A 19,078-nucleotide genomic window follows, 5' to 3' on the forward strand; every position below is an offset into this window, starting at 1 on the left:
TCCTCCATCTTGGTATTGGTCATTATTGCCAAGGACACTGTCAGGTCCAGCAATAAATTATGTTGATTTGGTGGAGATGACTTGGCTGATAAATTTCTGAAATCTGCCCTGCTCATTGCCGTACCACTGAGCCCAGCGGCTTTGCTCGGCCGAGCGCTGTTGGGCCTGCGCGGTTTCAATGGCGGCGGTCAGCCAGGGCTCGTACCGTTCGCACACCAGCGGGATACTCAGCCATGCCGACCATAGGCATTCACGATCCTGCAGGATGTAGACCGTATCGTTCGGAGGAATCATCTCGGCCAATTGTTGTTTGGGGTGGCCAATGGATAACCCCCATCCGTCCGGCCTCACGAAAGGGAGCGGCTGTGTCATAGGGCGCCAAACCACAAACATCCACTGTTCTGGAAATCGAACGCCGTCATCTGCCTCACATTCGATGCGCTCGTCGCACAGCTTCAGCGCTGCCACGCACCAACATCCTGATGCCCAAACATCTGTAGCTTTCATGCGGAAACTCTGTCGGGTGTTACTACTTCGCCTTTCGTCCCAGTGAGCATGTCTGACTCCAACTGCTCCACTTGTCCCGCTGCGCCATTCCCTATGCAGCCGTCGCACACCACTGTAAGCACGTCAAACCAGTCAGGCGGCGCATCATCACCGCTCTGAATGTCTGCAGTCACTTTTCCCTTGATCCAAGCCCCGTGGGGCTGACTGATAGTGACTGGCTTGCCACATTTCCCGCAGGGGGCAATCGGCCCGCCGTACACCCGGTTGTGTTGAAGGTGGCCCGGCAATCTTTGTCCTTCGAGAAGACTTGGCAGCTGCTGTTTGCAACAGGCGGAGCTGCAAAACCGAGCCATGGTCGTGAGAATGCTGGGGTTCATGACTGCCTGTTCCGAGGGGGTGTCGCCAGGCAGCTGTACGTGATGTGATGGCGCTGCAACCCGAAAAGGTGATGACTAACTCAAGGGAGTGGTACAGGTCGAGCACCTGAACAATGCACGATTAGACATGACCTATGTGCCTCCAGAATCGACGCGCCATTCGACATGACAGGCTTCGGCTGTTCATCTCGCTGGCGATGCCGTGAATCTATGCGGGCATCACTCTACGCGAAGCAGTGGGACTGTCAGGTCGATCTTTACTGCTGGTGGCTCGCGTTAGAGGGAGTAGGACCGCATGTCTACCACCGAGGGACGCAAAAGTGCATGCACAGCGGGGTATGCTCGAACATTTATTTGGATAATTCCATCAGCTTAGCAAATGGCACGCATCGAAGAAAAAATTGCTGAAATTGCTGACCCAGCGCTACGGCAAGCCATCGGGGAGGAGGTCGCAAAGCTCAAGAAACATACTCGCTTTGGCTTGGTCTTTGAGGAACACCAGCCAGAGGTAGTCCCTCTCTTCGGTAAGAGGATCAAGCGCGGCGAACGAGTAGCCCTGAAGACCGGCAATCTGTCAGAAATCTGGCGCGTGGTGTCGGTCAAAGAAGGTGAGGCGCTGTGTGAGCTTGAGAAGACCGTCAAGGCAATAGCAACAGCGGGCACCCGCGAGTCTTTCCCAGTCCAACAATTGGTTGTCGTTCGCAGCATGGGCGAAACGATTTACCCATCGCTCACACCAGTAGATGCCGTCACCAACGGTGACCCCGCGGCTCCGCATCACGTCTTGATCGAGGCAGACAACTACCACGCACTGCAACTGCTGGTGTTTCCTTATGAGGGCAAAGTAGATTGCATCTATATCGACCCGCCCTACAACACAGGCGCGCGGGATTGGAAGTACAACAACGATTACGTCGACAAAAACGACCAGTGGCAGCACAGCAAGTGGTTGACCTTCATGGCCAAGCGCTTGCGCCTTGCGAAACGCTTGCTGAACCCTGCTACGGGCGTGCTGATCGTGACCATCGACGAGCACGAGGTTCATCACCTCGGCTGCTTGTTGGAGCAGGAATTTCCCGACGCCACCGTGCAGATGGCAACCATCGTGATCAACCAAAAGGGGGTAGCGCAAGGCGGCTTGTCGCGGGCCGAGGAATACGCGCTGTTCGTCTTTATGCCGGAGGCCACGGTTCCACCAGCCGCAGACGATCTGCTGTCACCGGAGCGGGCGGACAGCAAACGCTTTCAAACGCCACGATGGGAATGGTTGTTGCGTGGCGGCACCAATTCCAAACGTGAGGACCGGCCGGGGCTGTTCTTTCCCATCCACATCGACCCAGTGCGCCGGGCCATTGTGAGCATTGGCGATCCGTTGCCGCTGGGTGAAGTGCCGGACCAAACGGTAGTTGACAACACCGTGGCATGGCCGTTTCGCACCGATCACACCTTGGGCAATTGGCGCGTCAGCCCGCCCACGCTGCGGCAACTGCACGCACAAGGCTTTGTACGCCTTGGTGGCTACGACGAAGCACGCAAGACTTGGACTGTGCTCTACCTCGGGGAAAAAGCCCGCAGGCAAATCGAGGAAGGCACCATTCGCATCGTGGGGCGCAATGCGGATAGCGGGGCTGTCACTGTGGAATACACCGAAGGCCAACAACGCTCCATCAAGACGGTTTGGCATCGAGCCACGCACGATGCTGGAACTTACGGCTCCAGTCTGTTGCGCAACATTCTGGGCGAAGGTGGGCGCTTTGCCTTTCCAAAATCTATCTATGCCGTGCGCGATGCCGTCGCCGCCGTGGTAAGCAGCCAACCCAATGCGCTGCTGGTGGATTTTTTCGCGGGCAGTGCAACTACGCTCAACGCTGTCAACCTGCTCAACGCCACCGATGGCGGGCAGCGCCAGTGCATTCTAGTGACCAACAACGAAGTATCAGAGGAAGAAAACCGCACCCTGACGGCGCAGGGCTTCCAACCAGGGCAGGACGAATGGGAGCAGCACGGCATTTGCCGTTCGGTTACCTGGCCTCGTTCAAAGTTCACCATGTTGGGCAAGCGCGATGACGGCACACCTTTACCGGGCGACTACCTCACCGGCAAGCAGATTACACGCGAGAAGCCGCGCACTATTCGCCAACTGGGTTTTGCCGAAGGCCGCAATCTGCCACTGGCACAACGCAAACAAGTTGCCGCACTGCTGCCCGGTGTTGTCCAGAGCAAGATTGACGATGGTCCTTGGTTTTTGAGCGACGACGTTCCCGTGTCAGTGCTGTGGGATGTGCGCCAAGCACCTGCGTGGCTAGATGCGTTGAGCGAAGCAGATCACATCAATGACCTGTGCGTGGTTACGACCGAAAGTCGAGCGTTCACCGCACTCAAAGCGCAGATTGTCGAAGCACTGGGGCCGCAAGAAGTGGCTGAAGACGAGAAGCGCCCGATGGCACAGGGCTTCGCCGCCAATCTCGAATACTTCCGCCTCGATTTTCTTGACCCGCAGGAAATTCAGATGGGTCGGCAGTTTGCTGCTGTTCTGCCCATTCTGTGGATGATGGCCGGTGCATGCGGCCCACGCCCCAGCGCCCCTGATGCGCATGCACCGTGGCTTTTACCCGATGGCTGCCCGTTCGTGGTGCTCATGCAGGAGACTCGCTTCAAGGATTTTGCGCGCCACGTTGAGAGCCGCACTGACCTGACCCACATCTTTATCGTCACCAACTCGCAGGACACGGTGTACAAGCTGCGGAGTGAGTGGCCCGATTTGAGAGTTGTGCAACTTTATAAAGACTATCTCGAAAATTTCCGCATTAACCTGTCCGAAAAATCTGTCTAATGAAAATCGAACTCAAGGGCTTTCAAGATGCTGCCGTCGATCGACTCATTGATCAACTAGGGCGCGCAAAAGGTGAAGTTTCGGGTGGTGGCGACCACCAAGCCGTGATTCTCGCCGCACCTACTGGCTCGGGAAAAACGGTGATCACTGCGGCACTGATAGAGGAGATTCTGACCGGCTCTGACCGATTCACAGCGGAGCCAGACGCAGTGTTTCTGTGGCTGTCAGATCAGCCTGTGTTGAACGAGCAATCCAAGAAACGGATTGCGTCCGCGTCAACAAAGTTGAGCAATAGCGATCTAGTCATTGTGGATGCAGACTTCGACCGTGAAACTTTCGTCGGTGGCAAGGTGTATTTCATCAATACACAGAAGCTGGGCAAAGACAAACTCCTTACTTCAGGTCGAGGTGATAAGCGCACTTACACGATCTGGGAAACTATTAGCAACACAGCCAAAACCAAAGCAGACCGTTTCTATCTGATCATCGACGAAGCACATCGAGGCACCAAGGTGTCCCGTACGGATGAAAGTACCCGACAAACTGTGCTGCAGAAATTTGTCAAAGGTTCGGAGGGCGAAATTCCGGCTATTGACCTTATTTTGGGTGTTTCTGCCACTCCGAAGCGTTTTCAACAGTTGATTGACGGACAAAGCAACCGCACGCCGCGCAAATGCGAAGTAAATCCACTAGACGTACGTGCATCAGGTCTGCTGAAGGACCGCATCATGGTGTTTCATCCGACAGAAGATTTTCCTACCGACACAACCATGTTGCGTGCCGCCGTTCTGCAGTGGCGCGCGATGGGCGCGCAGTGGCATGAGTACGCACAGACTCAAGGTTTACCTACGATTCAGCCCGCGCTGATCATCCAGGTGCAAGACGGCAGTAGCGACGGTGTATCACGTACCAATCTAGACGAGGTAATTGCCACAATCGAAAAGGAAACAGGGCCGATTGACACCGCCGAGATTGCGCATTGCTTTGAACACGACGCGCCCCTTTCTGCACATGGTGTGCTGATCCGCAAGATTGATCCGTCGCGCATTCAGGAAGAAACAAATATCAAGTTTGTGCTGTTCAAAATGGCGCTCACTACTGGTTGGGATTGCCCCAGGGCCGAAGTGATGATGTCCTTCCGCACAGCACAGGACGACACCCTGATTGCTCAGCTTATCGGGCGTATGGTGCGTACGCCGTTGGCACGCCGTATCGAGGGCAGTGAAATATTGAATTCAGTTTCCCTGTACCTGCCGCACTATGACAAAGAAGGTTTGACCCGCGTAGTCAACCACCTAAAGCAAGGCGACCCGATGGAGCTACCGCCCACCGACGTGGAAGACGGAGCGAAGATGGTGACCTTCAAGCGCGATGCCAGCATGGCGGCTGCTTTTGATGCATTGAGTGGGCTGCCGACCTACCGCGTGGAGCGCGTACGCAAGGTGTCCAATACGCGCCGCCTGATGGCGCTATCACGCCTGCTGTCCACTATGCACGAGGTGGATATGACCGCGTGGGACGGGTCAAAGAAGCTGGTTATTGAAACACTGGATGCCGAGCTTGCCCGGCTGAAAAGAGACGATCCCAACTTTGATGCAAAGGTGAAAGGTTCCGGCCAGATCACACTAAACGCCGTAGTTGTTGAGCAAGGGACATGGAAGGAAATCCAAGGCCAGACCATCACGGTGCCTCTGGACGAAAAGAACATTGACGACCTGTTCAGCCGTGCCGGGCAGCGTTTGGGCGAAGGCCTTCATCTGGACTACTGGCAGACGCACTATGACCAGGACGAGGCCGACGAAATGCCCAACCGTTCGCGGCTGGAACTGTTTCTGATGCTTCAAGACGAAAAAACGTGGAAAACGCTGGAGTCAGTCTGTGGTGCCCGCTGCGAGGCATTGCTGAAGCAACACAAAGCGGCCATTAAAAATTTGACCACTGCGGAGCAGGAGGAATACAACAAGGTCAATGAAATTGCAAAAGACCCGGAGGCGCTGTCATTCTTGCCACCCGCAGAAATGATGCTTGCCGTAGATACCAAGGACCCGGAGTTCCGAAGCTACGACGAACACCTGTACGTCGATGCCACCGGGCATTTTGTGGCGAAACTAAACACTTGGGAGCACACGGTTATCGAAGCAGAAATAGCGCGACCCGATGTGGTTGGCTGGCTGCGCAACGTGTCACGCAAGCCCTGGGCGCTGTCGTTGCCTTATGAAATGGGTGGTGAGGTGCTACCGATGTACCCAGATTTTCTGGTGGTGCGCACTGATGGCGCTGGGCACACGGTAGACATTCTGGAACCACACTCCCCCGCTCTGGCAGATAGCTACGCCAAAGCCAAAGGCCTCGCGCAGTTCGCCGCCAAACACGCCATGGACTTCGGGCGCATAGAGGTGATCCGGCTTGTAGGTAAGGAGATTAAGCGCTTGGACTTGATGGATGTGACTAATCGCAAGCGAGTTTTAGCCGTGGATAGCAATGCTGCCTTAGATTTAATTTTTGGAATTTCTGTCGAGTAGTCACAAGGCTTTTAGGGAAGCCTACGCAGTACCCGCGAGAACGGGATTTAATGCGTCTTTTTTCGGTGACTGTGTAACTTTAAGCGATTCAGGTGTTTATCCGTGCAGGCCGCGTCAGATGGCTGAATTTAGGACCGCCGCTTGTGACTTAAAAGCGCTTTATTGACGGCAAAATAGCCAATTTATGCATTCAATCGTGCCAATTCGACTTGTTATATTTAAAATGATATATAATTGAGATAATTTATTGGTTATTTGCATAAAGATCGACTTTTGACGGTTTTGTGGTTGTTTTCAGCGCGTTTTGACCGATTTTTCGACAATTTCGGCCCTTTTGCGCACCACCAAACAGCGCTTGAATATTCTGTTCAGCCGACTTTAGACCACCTCGCCACAACTGATTTGTACTCTGCCATGCCCCGGGTTCACTGGGCTTGAGCGGCCGACAGCGAGTCTGATTTGGGCCTTCGAAAATCTGAATTGAGGTAGCCTCCGAATGGGCCAACTGGTGTGATTTCACCCGGGAGAAACCCATGACCAATGACCTGATCTCAGGCAGCGCGGAAAGGGATGCCACCGAACTTGACCCGTGCTGTCGCAACGGAGCAGCCTATGCCCTAGGCAATGCAGCCTTCCGCAGCCATCACATGAGCTGCCTCCTGTATCGCATTGGGGTATTACTGCCCCGCTTGTTGGACGGCCAAGACCTGATCCGAGAAAGTCGCGCTATCGAACAGATATGGTGGCGTGAACTTGGTTACCCACGGCAGCCCATTTTCGATGGTGATCTGCCTGCATTTTTGATGGTGGACGGTGACTGTTATCCAGTTGCCTTGTCATCCCCAGCGGCCCCGTTAGAACTAGCAACTCGGCTGGCTGCCTTGGAGCCATCACCAGCGCCAGTGGAGTCATGCATCGGTACGAATCTGGAGACGCTGGCTCGGCTGCTGAACTTCACGCCATTCGAGTCCCAGTGGCTACGGTGGTCTTACTGCGTCCGGCGCTTCGGCAGTGCGATCTTGCCGGTCATTCCTTTGCGTGACTCCACGCATGCCTGCGATGTACTGGCGATGCTGTGCGAGATTCCGGTTCACGCTGTGCGAGATGCCTTGGCATCGCGCCGGTTGCACACCTGGGGCTTGCTCGATGGCGATGGCACTGAAGCTGTGATGCCGTCATCGCTCAGCGGCTGGCTGTCTGCCACCGACCAGTTTGCCGAGTGGATCGAGCAGCCCTACGCCTCGGACACTGATTTTTTGATAGCGCTCTGCCAGGCGCAAGTTTCGTTGCCAGCCTCTCAGTGAGGCCCCGTCTCTCGTCGGCTGCTTTTCTGCGGCCGCACTGATTTCTCTCACCCGCGTTTTCTATCCGGTACCTGTTTGCGGAGGACTTCGCACGCCCGTTTGTTTTCACCCTTTTGTTTCGTTCCCCACCCAAGGAGATTTTCATGACCACAACAGCCACGTTCACAACCAATGCAGCGGCTCCTGCACCGACCACCTCGACGATCATCTATTCCAACACCGCCCGGTTTCCACTGGGCCAGGTCGCGGCCACGCCCGGAGCTTTGGAGTTGCTTCAAGAAACCGGCTTCAGCGCAGCAGCTTTGATCAGCCGCCACGTGCATGGTGATTGGGGCGATCTGTGCGAAGGCGACCGTGCAGAAAACGAGTTTGCCGTGAACCGACGCCTGCGGATTCTGAGTTGCTATCGGCTGGTGGACGCTGAGCGTCTGGCAGCTACGCCGAGGGAAAAACGTTCATCCTTGCCCACGCTCTGGATCATCACGGAAGCCGACCGCAGTGTGACCACGCTGCTGCGCCCCTCGGATTATTGAAAATGCCCAAAGCAATACCAACGAATCTACCGGCTGTGTCCTATCGGTTCCAGCGAGTACATCCAGCTTTGATCACCGGACACTCCCTCACGGTTAAGACTCAGCGTGCCGAGCCGGTACAACCGTTCGTGCAGCAGTCACAACTCGATAGTGCCTGTGGAGTGCATGTCATCGCGGCAATTCTCAGCATCACAACGCTTGCAAAGCCGAGTGCGCTAGCCAACATGAGTTACAGAAAGCACGGAGTAGCAGCCGCAGTCTGGAGAGCGTTCGGCGACACATTTTTCTCCGGAGTCTATGCTTCGGATTGGGTGGAGCGCTTCGCGAGCCTTGGCTTGCCCCTGGAACTCACGGCGAAGTACAGCCCCCACGACGCAGTGGATGCCTATGCACTCGACTGGTTGATGCAAGGCTCGCTGGTGGCGCTTGTGCTGCATTCTGTGCGGCATGCTCGCACCAAGCATTGGACCCTAGCGGTAGGGGCGGAAGGGGCCTTCGTGGACCAGCGGCACCAGGCCGATACTGTGCTGTTGCTCGATCCGGCCACGGACGGCCCCGTCTTCGCGGCGCACAACGCACGGCTGCGGCTTAAAGGCCATGCCGTCCCGAAGCGACCGGCCAAGTCCGAGAAGACCGGCAGACCGCGTCCGGTGACTTGGCTCTACGAATCGCTGGCCTGGCACCCAGAAGAGGTGCATCTGCAGGCTGCGGTGCGCGTGCGAAGGACGCCATGACGGTCAATCGGCGCCAATGGCTGAAGATGCTGGCGCTGTCCGGCATACCCTCTCATGTGGCAGGCTGTTTTGCGCAAGTCCACCACGATTTGTTGGCGGCGACAGAGCCAGACGCCATGCCTGCTTTGGACTGGGGTGATCTGCGTCGTGCACTGGCCGAATGGGGGCACACGCCTTGGAGCTTTGTCGCCACGGGCCGCAGCCGTGATTTGCGGACCATGATCAATGACTGCTGCGATGCCATTGCGCAGCACGAGCAGTCAGGGCATCTGGCGACGGCTATCGTGGTGCTGCGCGGCGATAGTCACAGACTGCAGTTGCAACACTGCGTAGCGGTCTTCAGCGCGATCCATGGTGCATTGGGTTCACGCACGACCAACCTGTGGTTTGCTGCGGCGCGTGACCCGGCCCTGGCGGACGTGATGCGACTGACAGTGGTCATGAATGCCAGCGGCTGACTGTTCTGGCACTTATGTGGTACCGGCCTTGGGCCTCCCTTTGGCACTCTGGCGGGCCTGCGGCTTTTTGTCGAGCACAGCTTGATTGGCTCTGCGTAGTGGTCCTCCTTCCGTGGTCGGGGGATGCGCAAGTCGAATATCGGCGAATAGATCAGCCAGCGTGATGCCCAGTACGTGGCAGATCGTAGCCACGGTCAAGACACTGGGATTCACCAAACCAAGTTCCAGCTTCGAGATGCGTGTGCGCTCCACCTCGGCCGTCATCGCCAGTTCCAGTTGTGTCATCCCGCGTTGCTCACGGAAGTGCCGCAGGTTTTTGCCAATAGCTTGGGTGATGGTATTCGGTATGTGCCGCACTTTGCGGCGGCGCTGAACCGGCGATTCGTTGGCGGCGTCTTTTTTCTGTGGAGCAGTCCGTGACATGCCCCGCAGGCTCTCGAAATGTGCCTATTGAGGAAACGTCTTAAAAGGGGCATTGCATGCCAAAATGTTCCTTGAGAGGCGCAACTACTTACAACCTTCTGGAAGAAAAAATGAGCCATCGGAGAAGTTTTGCAGTGACGTTGACCGCAGCCCTTGCAGCCATATTGGCGGGCTGTGGCGACAAGACTCCCTCATGTGCGGACCCGGCCACAGTGTCACTCGTCCAGCAGATTTACCAGCAGAGCTTTGACAAGGAACACGCCAGCATGAGCCCGGAGCGGCAGCGCCGGGTGCAGTTCACCAGCAAGGACACCAAAGTCACCGTGGAGGCCATCACCACGGCCAGCACTGATGAGGCAACGGGCAAGAACACATGTTCTGCGGTTTTGACCACGGCGATGCCAAAAGACGCAATCCCCACCGATCAGCGGATGCTCAATCACCTGCGTGGCACCTATGAGCCGCAGGGCGCCGCGCTAGATGGCAACACGGTCAAAGGCAACGTGACCTACACCGTGCAGCGCACAGAAGACAGCAAGGAGGTTCTGGTCAAGCTCACAGGTCATCTACCGTTCATGGGCCTGTTCCATGATCTGGCGATGCTGAGGGTGTTTGACAAAAGCGAAGCTGAGTTCGACCAGATGACAGGTGCGGCACCGAAAGCCGTCGAGGCAAAAACCGCAGACTCGCCGCCACCCGAACCGGCGGCAGTCTCGCAAGAGGCACCGAGCGTTGCGCCACCCGTTGCATCCGTTGCCGCTCCGGTCGTGCAGCCAGCCACAGCACAGGCACCTGCCGTTGTTGTCGCCACTGCTCCCAGTGTCAACGTGCCGCATCTGTGCACGGGTTCAGAGACTCCGATTTTTGCTTGCTCTACCGGAAAGAAGCGCGCCTCGGTCTGCAGTAGCCATGGCGGGACCGTAGAGCAGTTGGTGTACCGGCTCGCGCCATCGGAGGGCGTACCAGAGATGGAGTATCCAAGCGCCGGTGCCGCTGCGGCTGCAGCCTTCCAGTACGGTGCACAGACAGCGCCAGATGGTGGGCCGGTGAGCTTTGTGTCGTTCGACAAGGGCAACTACCGCTATGTGGTCTATGCCGGTGAAGGCGGCGATTCTTCACGCCGGGGAATTCTGGTGGAGCAGAGCGGCAAACGCATCGCTGAACTGCGCTGCCAAAGCAATGCCATGTCCAGCTTCAGCGCAGCGCAGTTCCAGAAGATGGGGCTGAGCCAAGACAGTCGGGGCCTCTCGCTGCCCTGAGCCAAACCAACACGTCTGCGACAACAAAACAAAGGTCAAGAATGACGACAAGAGTTTGGATTCGATCATCCACTGCGGCGACCATGGCCGCGTGTTTTGCAAGCGGAATCGCAGCGGCCCCCCTCGCTGACCTTAGCGGCGGTCAAACCGGCCGCATCGAGTTCACGTCCTCCACACCCGACCACCGATGGGCCCTCATCCGTGGCCGCTTGGGTCCCGAGGTCACGGTCTACGGCGACCTGCTGATGCCGCCCCAGCGGGCGGATGACAAGATACCTGCGGTGGTCTTCTCCCACGGCAGCGAGGGTGTCAGCGGCGTGTACTTCGATGTATGGGCCAGAGCACTGAACAACGCTGGCTATGCCGTGTTCGTGGTGGACAGTTTCAAGCCACGCGGCGAGGACCGCGTGACCGGCCCCACCAAGCAGTTGACCTGGAACACCATGGCCAACACCACGGATGCCCTGTATGCACTCAAGCTGCTGGCGACCCATCCTCAGATAGACAGCAGCCGCATCTTCCACATGGGCTGGTCGCGCGGCGGGCAGGCCTTGCTTGATGCGGCATGGCCGACTTACCAGCAGCACGTGCTTCCCGCCAATGTGAAGTGGGCTGGTGGCGTGGCGGTCTATCCCGGCTGCAACATGCGCTACCGCGTGGATCAGCACAGCAAGCTACCGGCTCCGGTCTTGATGGTGCTGGGCGAGAAAGACGATATGACCCCAGCCAAGCCGTGTATGGAGTTGGCCGACGAGTACGCAGCGGCAGGCCACCCGGTCAGCTACAAGGTCTATGCCGGTGCGACGCACGTCTTTGACCGGCTCAACCAGCCCTGGAAGAAGTACAACGAGGGCAACTTCAATCTCTGCTCTATGGATGTGCGCATGCCCTATGGCGCCAACGACCGCAGTAGTTGGGGGCCAGCGCACGACAAAGTCTCGGGGAAGACGTTCACCGACGACAAGGAATGGAACGCCTACATGCCGAAATGCAAGCAGACCTCCTGGATCACGGTGGAAAGCAACGACAAGGCCCGCGAGCAAGCCGTGAAAGACGTTCTGGCATTTCTAAAAGGCATCCAATGAAGCTCACCACCAAACACACCTTGCGGCTGCTGGCGGCTGCGGCCCTGACTTTCTGCGCTGGGGCCATGGCGCAAGTCACTCCGGTGGCTGATGGCGGTGCCGCAGCGCCCGACGAATGGCTGCTGGCCAAGACCGGACCGCGTTGGTTCCAGATCACGCAGCCCAGCCCGAATCCGAGCGCGATCAACACCCGCCCGGTATCGGCCGGTGAAAAAGCCCTAGTGGATCGTGCGCGTGCCCTGGTCGGCCAACGGCCCGCCAAAGCCTTCGCGCTAATGGATGGAAACACCATCGTGTACTCCGCGTTCAACGCCCCGGCCGACTCTGAATCCCTGTTCTTCGGCATGTCCATGGGTAAGACGGTCACGGCCATGGCAACGGGACAAGCCATTTGCGCGGGCAAGCTCACTCTGAAGTCCAAGGCCGGCGACGTGCTGCCAGAACTGCAGGGTAAGGCGCTGGGCAATGCGACGGTGCACGATCTGCTGCGCATGGCATCGGGTGCAGCAGAGCAAAACGGCGACAGCACGATCTGGACGCCAGAGCAGACCAAGGACTGGAACCAGGGCCTGCTGAACCTTGCAGAATTGATAGCGACGGATCGCGTTGCTAAGGCTGCGCGCGGTGCTTTCTCGGATTACAAGCCCGGCGAGGCCTTCGCGTACAAGTCCACTGACCCCATGACGCTCGGCCTCATGGTCAGCCGCGCGACGGGCATGCCGCTGAGCCAGTGGATTCAAGAACAGGTGCTCAACCCCATGGGGGCAGCGCATCCGGGGCTGTACTCGCAAGACCCTGCCAAGAATGGGCTGGGGGACTCCGGCATGCGGCTGCGCATGGAAGACTGGATGCGGTTTGCCGTATGGGTCAAGGAGTCGTCCAAGAAGTCGGATTGCTTCGGAGACTTCGTGAAGTCCGCGATGGTCAAGCAGATCGGCAATGACCGCAACCCTGCGGCGCGCAAGCATGGCCGGATGTTCGGTGGCTATGGCTACCTGATCTGGACGGAAAATACCACCGCGCCGGGTACGGCATGGGCCACTGGATGGGGTGGCCAGCGCATTGGCTGGCACCACAACAACGACAGGATGGTTGTGGTGTTTTCCAGCAGGGAAGCTTGGATGCCGGAGGTGTATGAGCTTGCGCGAGACTGGGGACAAACGCAGCGCTAGTTTTCTCAGGGGCTTACGGTCCGAGCACGAGCGTTCGACACAAATATTTTGCGTGGCATCGCATTGGTTGCAGTCGCTGTTTCAGCAGTAGCGGTTGTGGCAAAAAGTCACTTATGTTAGTGACTACCAACAAGAGAAGCGATTTGCGCTGGCCGTGATGGTCTGCCGTCGATTTCGGTGTCATAGACGGCACCGGAGATCGCCAAAATGGCCGTTTTGAGCGACTTTTGATGGTGGCATGTGGTGTCGCAACGCCAGCCATCGAAAGTGCGCCAAATTGCGTTTAATTGATTCCATATTGTGATATTGGCGATGACTGGAGCGCTGAACGAGTCGCTTGTCATTTATTGCCGTTTGCGTCTCCAGCATCAGCACCTTCGCAAAGGGCAGCCCACTTGTGGGCATAGCTTTTGAAGCCGGTACCCTGGAGCAAAACCTCACGAATAGTTTGCATGGCACGACGCTGAAGTTCGACGCTGGGCTCTCCGCGAATATCAATGCCGGTTTTTGCCAAGATAGTTTTGCGCGTGGCGACGAACGTGCTGCGACTGTTGGTGAATGCCGTCCGGTGTCCGCTAAGCCACAAGAGCAGTTTCATTTGTTGAGTGCTCGTGAGGTCGCTGAGATGTTCGATGTTGGGCACCACACCGCCTGCGGTTGAGAGACGGTCGATCCACACTTGCATCCGCTGGCGGGCAGCTTCAACGTTCCATGCCAGCGGGTCGTTCAGACCAAGGCGCTTGAGTTCAGGTGCCCGCAACACGAGTTCCATGCGCGCACAGTTTTGCACTTTGGCAGTCAGATAGTCCCGACAGTAGACGTTAGCGGGCAGGCCACGGCCGCGCTTCTTGATCTCAAAATCCTTGCGATAGATCCTGAACGTCCAACGGTTGCTGTGCTGGCCAGCGTAGACGGTTTCATCACCATAGGAACCGGGGTCCTTGGCTTTTGCGTACATCAGGCTGCGGATTGCAGCCATCACGGCAGCCGCGCGCTCGGGCGTTGCGCAGTCGCAGTGCAGAGCATGGTCCACGCGCTTCATCTCGAATTTTCCGCGGTGGATTTTGCGGCGTTCTGCTTCTGTGGGCTCGATTCTCATCTGCTCAAGGACTGCAAATATCAGTTGTTTGCAGGGCTCGAAAAGCTCTTCCAAGCCAACTATGTTCTGGCCAGTCAAGAACTTGGGAAGGGACGCCTCGATCATCAGCTTCCCGCCCTTTTCACGGCTGAAGACACGGGCTTTGATCTTGGCAAACAACGGGGAATGGACTTCAAGCTGGTAGTTGCCGTTCCAGGTGATATTGGGGTTGTTTTGCGCAATCTTCCGAAGGGACTTGTGCTCCACATCAATCAGCACCGCAACGGTATCGATCAGACATGAAAAGAATGGTTTCCATTCCAATGCCGGTTTGACCATCGTGGTTGCCAGCGGATAGCGCATGGTCGGCTTAACCGCCGTGGCTGGTTGCTCTTGCACTGCCCGTTTGGCAGCGGTGAGCTTGTGCGCACGGCTAACAGCCACTGATGCGCGTTTTGCTGGCGCTGGCGCTGGTGAGTTGGAAGACCAGAGGGGGTTGCTGGTAGGGATGGGCTGATGCTTGCGAGGATGTGTTGAAGATTTCATCATCGTTTTCCAAGATTGAATGTATTCGTGGTTTGTTGCGTATTACTGAAGAGAGCGCAAAAGTGGACTGTTGCCGCTGATCCGGCACTACTAACGACCTCGGCGCTGACTTATTCGTATGGCTCAGAAATTGGTGTGACAACGTGACAACCGTCTACGTTGGTTCAGCGAGGGATTCGTAGCAGATGGATGCTTTGACTGCGTAGAAGCGCTTGCGCATACCCTTCGCCTGACCACTCTGGGGAAGACGAAACTGACGCTGAAAACCTTCCGAATCTGCAAACAGGTACCCAGCATCAAGCAACTTCTGGCAGGCCATTTGCGTGCCGAATTGAGCGCCCACAAGCTCTTCAAAAACCCCAGGCAAAAACAAAAACAGGCGGTCTTCACCATCACCTTTGGTATACCCGTAAATCCCGCTTTGCTCGGTCCTGCCAAACATTGACAGCGAGTGAAAGCGGTTGGCGTTACGGTCGATCAAGTTGCGTACCGACATGATCACTTTTTCACCGACAGGTGTCGTGCCATGCTTCTGGCGTGTCACATGCTCTTTCAAAACCAGCTTTGCCGCGTCGATGATTTCGGAGCGAGTAACTTGTAGCAGTTTCATCTTGAGAGCCGCGTGACCAGCACAAACCCAGACAGCTAGACCGCGGACCATGCGTGTAGTAACACGATCCGTAATCTCAAATTCGGAGCACAATTCCGCCTCAACCTCCTGCAACTTCGCCGGGAGACGAACTGAGATTTTTTCGTGATTGCGGGACAAGCCGGAAACCCAAGCATCCCAGAGCGGGCCGTAATATGCCTCGCACGCTGTTTTCAGCTGATCAGAGAATTGCTTAGGAGTAAGCCCCTCTGGAATCTTGTGGAAGATTCCGTTTTTCCCAGAAACGACCACCTCTAGCAGCCGTGCAGAGATGCCTTCAGTGAGTGTGGTTCTCGAAGTGGCGACGATCTCCGCCAGAGTTTTCTCTGACGCGGCAATAAGTCCGCAGGTCAATGGTGGCGCTTCATGCGCCTTTTGATCGGCAGCACTAGTTTTGCGGCTAGCGCTATTACCAACAAGGAAAATCAGCTTCACCAAACCGTCCAAGTTCTCCGCAAGGTGGAGTTCGTCAAGAAAAGCCGGACAGTCTTGGTATTGTTCCAAACGAGCACGAATGCCGTTGGCCGTGCCAGCGCAGTTTTCGATCTCACGCGCCTGTTCGCGCGCCGACTGAGCAATTTGCTGTACCGTAGTTTTGCCTTGGCTACTTTGGCCAACGATCATCAAGATCAACCGGGGCAAATTGAAGGCGCGGTGCATCGCTGACGCAAGGGCCGCGAGCACCGCAATCAACATAATTGGATTGCCTTTGAGGTGCTTTCCAATGTGGTCATTCCACGTTTGCAGCTCACACGACGGTGGCATCAATTTTTGCTCGCTGCTTGGCACGCATGCAACCTTGATCGAAGGTTTCGTGCCCAAGGTGTGAATCACCCCGCGATGCACGTAGAAGCGGTACTCAATGCCCTGATCTTTGACCTGACCAAAGCCATCGCGGTCAACCAAATGAATGGCTGATCCGATGTGTTGCAGGAAAGCGGCGCCAAGCTCGCGCAAACGCTTTGTGGAAAGGTAGTCATGCATGCCGGCCTGCACTGCCAAGCGGGCGATTTCGTCGTTGCGGCCCTGTGCGATTTGCATGAGATCAAGGCGGCTGTAAAACTGGCGGCCCTTGGCATCAAGTGCCTCCACGACGACTGATCCGAGCTCATTGCCATTCGCGTCAACGGCTTGGTAGACATGTTTGACACTCGGAGGAAGTTCGCAGGCAGCAATGTGCGAGGTGCTGGGTCTGCTGGGAGTACGCGAAACAGGAGGCTTAGTGGCCCGAGAAGCTTGGACGTTCTTTACGGTGGTGTTTTTCATAGTTAGGATTGCCCTTGGCAGGTGCAAGAAAGCGATTTGTGTTGTTGATTGATTTCCGCGCTCAATGAGTCTTTACAGTGCTCTGCTTAGCAGCGTGCTTGACGTTCCTTGATGCCCTGCTGATCGACCCAGTCCAAAAACTCTTTCTCGTTGATGAGGACGCGACGACCAACGCGGCGAATTGCCGCCGCCAAACCATTGCCGGGGATGATGTTCTGGGTACCTTTGCGAACTGCGGCAACACGGTCTTTAGAAGCAAAGATCAGTGCGCGCAGCGAGTTCTCGCTCCAGGCCGGATACTTGACTGCCATCTGGGCGACGGTCAGCCAAGTGATTGCGGGAGGCATTTGCGCGAAAGCCGTGGCGCTGGCCGTGGCTGGCTTGGCGCGCTGGTTGGTTTCCTGAAGGAACGAAAAAAATGCGGAACGGCCTGCCGTGCGGCAGCGACCGGAAAGATGGGTTGCAGGCGAAATCGCCGGGAAATTCTTCACACCGTACTCCTTAAAAAAGTTGTTGATCAGCACTTGCTGACACCCAAACTTTTCCAGCTTTCGAGCACGGAAACAGTGACGCAAACTAGGGTAAGTTTTGCGTCACACGAACGATTTCAGCCGCCAGAAGTGAGCGGTGAATCGAGTTGCTCTATGGGTCGTGCGCGCAACCATTGCGCACAGCACCTTGAGTTCGTGATGCAGCGGGTCGCGCTGCCACCAGGCTGAGCAATTCAGGAATCGTGCCCTCGTGTTTGCCCGTGACAACGTGACGACACGCGCCAGCATGGTCTACGGAGAACGAAAGCGCAGGTATCTACAAGAAGGCCAGTGCCTTGTAGTCTCGATCCTGCAATCTGCGGGCTCTGACCATCTTTTGGCGCACTGATTCCGTGATCTTCTCTTTGTCGTGCAGTGGGTTCGCTGGGTCGAAAATCACACTCACCGGCACAGGCTCAGTGTTTTTTCCTCTGCGCCGCCTCACCTTTTTCTCCCTTACGGGCTTCAGTTCCAAAGTGAGGCTAGTCAGCGTAGCGCCCTCTTTCAACCGATCAAGGATCAAAAGGTACTCTTGATAGATACCGTGTCTGTCAGCTTGACCTGGATACGAACTCAGCATCTTGGCGTTGCGAAGCAACTTTTGATGCTTTTGTAGTTCTTCTTTGGCGCGTGCGATCTGAAATTTCAAAGGTAAGTTCAGATCAAACCTCACATCGACCTCGGAAATGCCCAAGACAGGTAATTCGTAGCCGTGCCCCCAAACCGTGGCACTACGGATGAACATGTTCCCATCGGCCCCCTTCACCATTGGCCCCTTCGTTTCAACACGCTTTGAACTGGCATTGAAGCTGCGGCCAGACCGATGCATGGGACGAAAGTTATCAGGGTCCACTCCATCCAACAAAGGAAGCCAAGGCGCACTCGCAAGCCCCCATTCGATGAATGGATGGTGAGCCCAAATGCCAGCGGCAGTCTCGGCATCTAGCTCCGTGTTTTTTATTGGGTCAATCCAACTGCGCAGGCAGTAGGTTTCCAGCCAGAAGCGCTGGGAAACGATGAGTTCTAGCTGCTCGTCCGTTTCCATCATCCCGGCAGCTTTAGCGCGATACTCTTCAACCGTTTCGCCTGGATCATCCACATCTTCAAGGTATTTATCGTCGAAAAATCGGAGGTCTAGCGTACAGATAACAGACTCATCGAGCAGGTCCTCGCTTGGGAGTAATCCCTTGCGCAGCGCAACTAAACAACTGAGTTGATCGAACTGCTCTTGCGTCAGCGATGAGATCAACTCGTAGGCAGCGACGTACTCAGGATTGCGGCGAAGGAATTGCCAGGCCCATTGCTGGGCGGTCCTGTTGTGCTCGGACTCAGATGGTGTTGTATGTTGTTGGGACATTCGACGGCTCCGATAGTCCACCAGTCTAGGAGATCAGACGAGGCGACCAATGTCTTCGCGTTGCTTCAAGCAACACGCTGCGGCAGATTAGCCCACACCCATCGCGTCACAGCTATGTCACAGTTGCTGCCAAATTTCGGCATAAATCCCGATTGTTGCGGGCTGCTAAAATCGCACCGTCTAGAGTGAAGACAGTAATTGGCAACAATTGGAAGCAGTTAGTGCTGGAGTTCGTAATGAGAAGGTCGGGTGTTCGATTCATCTCTCCGGCACCAAATGAAAACCCCTGTATCGCAAGGTGCAGGGGTTTTTCATTGGCCGCTCCGGAGCAACAGCCCAGCCCACCGCCGGACAACAAAAACTGGCGGTGCGACCAGTGGGTGGCGCAGATCAACCCACTGCCGGGACATGCGATACAGCGCTGCCAACAGGATGGGCCGCCACT

15 protein-coding genes are annotated in these 19,078 nt (G+C 56.3%); 9 read left to right on the top strand and 6 right to left on the bottom strand.

The genetic code is table 11. The features are described from left to right. Nucleotides 1–57: 57 nt before the first annotated feature. Nucleotides 58–507 (bottom strand): hypothetical protein, encoded by a 450-nt coding sequence (locus ASD75_RS13745; protein ID WP_156401017.1) that lies wholly within the window; start codon nucleotides 505–507, stop codon nucleotides 58–60. 756 nt (nucleotides 508–1,263) lie between these two features. On the opposite strand from ASD75_RS13745, the gene ASD75_RS13750 reads away from it, so the two are divergent. The 6 genes from ASD75_RS13750 (at nucleotide 1,264) to ASD75_RS13775 (ending at nucleotide 9,268) form a co-directional block, all read left to right on the top strand. Then, a complete protein-coding gene (locus tag ASD75_RS13750) occupies nucleotides 1,264–3,717 on the top strand; it encodes a site-specific DNA-methyltransferase (RefSeq protein ID WP_056746422.1) in 2,454 nt (817 codons plus the stop codon). Continuing rightward, nucleotides 3,717–6,239: a DEAD/DEAH box helicase gene (locus tag ASD75_RS13755; protein ID WP_056746423.1), complete on the top strand. Its 2,523-nt coding sequence runs from the start codon at nucleotides 3,717–3,719 to the stop codon at nucleotides 6,237–6,239. Before ASD75_RS13750 ends, ASD75_RS13755 begins: the two co-directional genes overlap by 1 nt. A gap of 533 nt (nucleotides 6,240–6,772) precedes the next feature. Then, a complete protein-coding gene (locus ASD75_RS23730; protein ID WP_156401018.1) occupies nucleotides 6,773–7,543 on the top strand; it encodes a hypothetical protein in 771 nt (256 codons plus the stop codon). A gap of 143 nt (nucleotides 7,544–7,686) precedes the next feature. Then, a complete protein-coding gene (locus ASD75_RS13765) occupies nucleotides 7,687–8,076 on the top strand; it encodes a type I restriction endonuclease subunit M (protein WP_235511622.1) in 390 nt (129 codons plus the stop codon). Between the two features lie 68 nt (nucleotides 8,077–8,144). Beyond that, a complete protein-coding gene (locus tag ASD75_RS13770; RefSeq protein ID WP_056746723.1) occupies nucleotides 8,145–8,810 on the top strand; it encodes a hypothetical protein in 666 nt (221 codons plus the stop codon). After that, complete coding sequence (locus ASD75_RS13775; protein WP_056746425.1) at nucleotides 8,807–9,268, top strand: hypothetical protein; 462 nt, start codon at nucleotides 8,807–8,809, stop codon at nucleotides 9,266–9,268. The genes ASD75_RS13770 and ASD75_RS13775 overlap by 4 nt, the downstream gene beginning before the upstream one ends. A gap of 12 nt (nucleotides 9,269–9,280) precedes the next feature. Here ASD75_RS13775 and ASD75_RS13780 read toward each other — a convergent pair whose 3' ends face one another. Further along, on the bottom strand, nucleotides 9,281–9,691 hold the full coding sequence (locus ASD75_RS13780; protein ID WP_082565019.1) for a helix-turn-helix domain-containing protein: 411 nt from the start codon (nucleotides 9,689–9,691) through the stop codon (nucleotides 9,281–9,283). A 56-nt stretch (nucleotides 9,692–9,747) separates the two neighbouring features. Here ASD75_RS13780 and ASD75_RS13785 point away from each other — a divergent pair, with 56 nt between their 5' ends. From ASD75_RS13785 to ASD75_RS13795, 3 genes are all read left to right on the top strand, one after another. Further along, nucleotides 9,748–10,950, top strand: a complete 1,203-nt coding sequence (locus tag ASD75_RS13785) for a hypothetical protein (protein ID WP_235511623.1) — start codon at nucleotides 9,748–9,750, stop codon at nucleotides 10,948–10,950. A gap of 83 nt (nucleotides 10,951–11,033) precedes the next feature. Beyond that, nucleotides 11,034–12,035 carry a dienelactone hydrolase family protein gene (locus ASD75_RS13790; RefSeq protein WP_235511624.1) on the top strand — a complete coding sequence of 334 codons (1,002 nt, stop codon included), beginning with the start codon at nucleotides 11,034–11,036 and terminating at the stop codon, nucleotides 12,033–12,035. Next, entirely contained in the window at nucleotides 12,032–13,207 is a 1,176-nt protein-coding gene (locus ASD75_RS13795) for a serine hydrolase (protein ID WP_056746431.1), read from the top strand. The genes ASD75_RS13790 and ASD75_RS13795 overlap by 4 nt, the downstream gene beginning before the upstream one ends. A 340-nt stretch (nucleotides 13,208–13,547) precedes the next feature. Here ASD75_RS13795 and ASD75_RS13800 read toward each other — a convergent pair whose 3' ends face one another. The 4 genes from ASD75_RS13800 to ASD75_RS13815 all read right to left on the bottom strand — a co-directional run bounded on the left by ASD75_RS13800 (nucleotide 13,548) and on the right by ASD75_RS13815 (nucleotide 18,633). Then, nucleotides 13,548–14,831, bottom strand: a complete 1,284-nt coding sequence (locus ASD75_RS13800) for a phage/plasmid replication protein, II/X family (RefSeq protein WP_162251092.1) — start codon at nucleotides 14,829–14,831, stop codon at nucleotides 13,548–13,550. Nucleotides 14,832–14,985: 154 nt separating this feature from the next. Continuing rightward, nucleotides 14,986–16,746 (bottom strand): DUF927 domain-containing protein, encoded by a 1,761-nt coding sequence (locus ASD75_RS13805; RefSeq protein WP_082565021.1) that lies wholly within the window; start codon nucleotides 16,744–16,746, stop codon nucleotides 14,986–14,988. Between the two features lie 86 nt (nucleotides 16,747–16,832). Further along, the gene (locus ASD75_RS23925; protein ID WP_200947599.1) at nucleotides 16,833–17,270 is read right to left on the bottom strand and encodes a hypothetical protein; all 438 of its coding nucleotides are present in this window, start codon (nucleotides 17,268–17,270) and stop codon (nucleotides 16,833–16,835) included. Between the two features lie 283 nt (nucleotides 17,271–17,553). Then, nucleotides 17,554–18,633, bottom strand: a complete 1,080-nt coding sequence (locus ASD75_RS13815; RefSeq protein WP_056746437.1) for a hypothetical protein — start codon at nucleotides 18,631–18,633, stop codon at nucleotides 17,554–17,556. Nucleotides 18,634–19,078 lie beyond the last annotated feature (445 nt).

The organism is Acidovorax sp. Root568, from assembly GCF_001427445.1.
Taxonomy (GTDB): Bacteria; Pseudomonadota; Gammaproteobacteria; order Burkholderiales; family Burkholderiaceae_C; genus Acidovorax; species Acidovorax delafieldii.

Bases quoted from the DNA above. Each gene is read 5' to 3' on its own strand.
- ASD75_RS13745 (WP_156401017.1), bottom strand. From the start codon at position 507: ATGAAAGCTACAGATGTTTGGGCATCAGGATGTTGGTGCGTGGCAGCG.
- ASD75_RS13750 (WP_056746422.1), top strand. From the start codon at position 1,264: ATGGCACGCATCGAAGAAAAAATTGCTGAAATTGCTGACCCAGCGCTA.
- ASD75_RS13755 (WP_056746423.1), top strand. From the start codon at position 3,717: ATGAAAATCGAACTCAAGGGCTTTCAAGATGCTGCCGTCGATCGACTC.
- ASD75_RS23730 (WP_156401018.1), top strand. From the start codon at position 6,773: ATGACCAATGACCTGATCTCAGGCAGCGCGGAAAGGGATGCCACCGAA.
- ASD75_RS13765 (WP_235511622.1), top strand. From the start codon at position 7,687: ATGACCACAACAGCCACGTTCACAACCAATGCAGCGGCTCCTGCACCG.
- ASD75_RS13775 (WP_056746425.1), top strand. From the start codon at position 8,807: ATGACGGTCAATCGGCGCCAATGGCTGAAGATGCTGGCGCTGTCCGGC.
- ASD75_RS13780 (WP_082565019.1), bottom strand. From the start codon at position 9,691: ATGTCACGGACTGCTCCACAGAAAAAAGACGCCGCCAACGAATCGCCG.
- ASD75_RS13785 (WP_235511623.1), top strand. From the start codon at position 9,748: ATGCCAAAATGTTCCTTGAGAGGCGCAACTACTTACAACCTTCTGGAA.
- ASD75_RS13790 (WP_235511624.1), top strand. From the start codon at position 11,034: ATGGCCGCGTGTTTTGCAAGCGGAATCGCAGCGGCCCCCCTCGCTGAC.
- ASD75_RS13795 (WP_056746431.1), top strand. From the start codon at position 12,032: ATGAAGCTCACCACCAAACACACCTTGCGGCTGCTGGCGGCTGCGGCC.
- ASD75_RS13800 (WP_162251092.1), bottom strand. From the start codon at position 14,831: ATGAAATCTTCAACACATCCTCGCAAGCATCAGCCCATCCCTACCAGC.
- ASD75_RS13805 (WP_082565021.1), bottom strand. From the start codon at position 16,746: ATGAAAAACACCACCGTAAAGAACGTCCAAGCTTCTCGGGCCACTAAG.
- ASD75_RS13815 (WP_056746437.1), bottom strand. From the start codon at position 18,633: ATGTCCCAACAACATACAACACCATCTGAGTCCGAGCACAACAGGACC.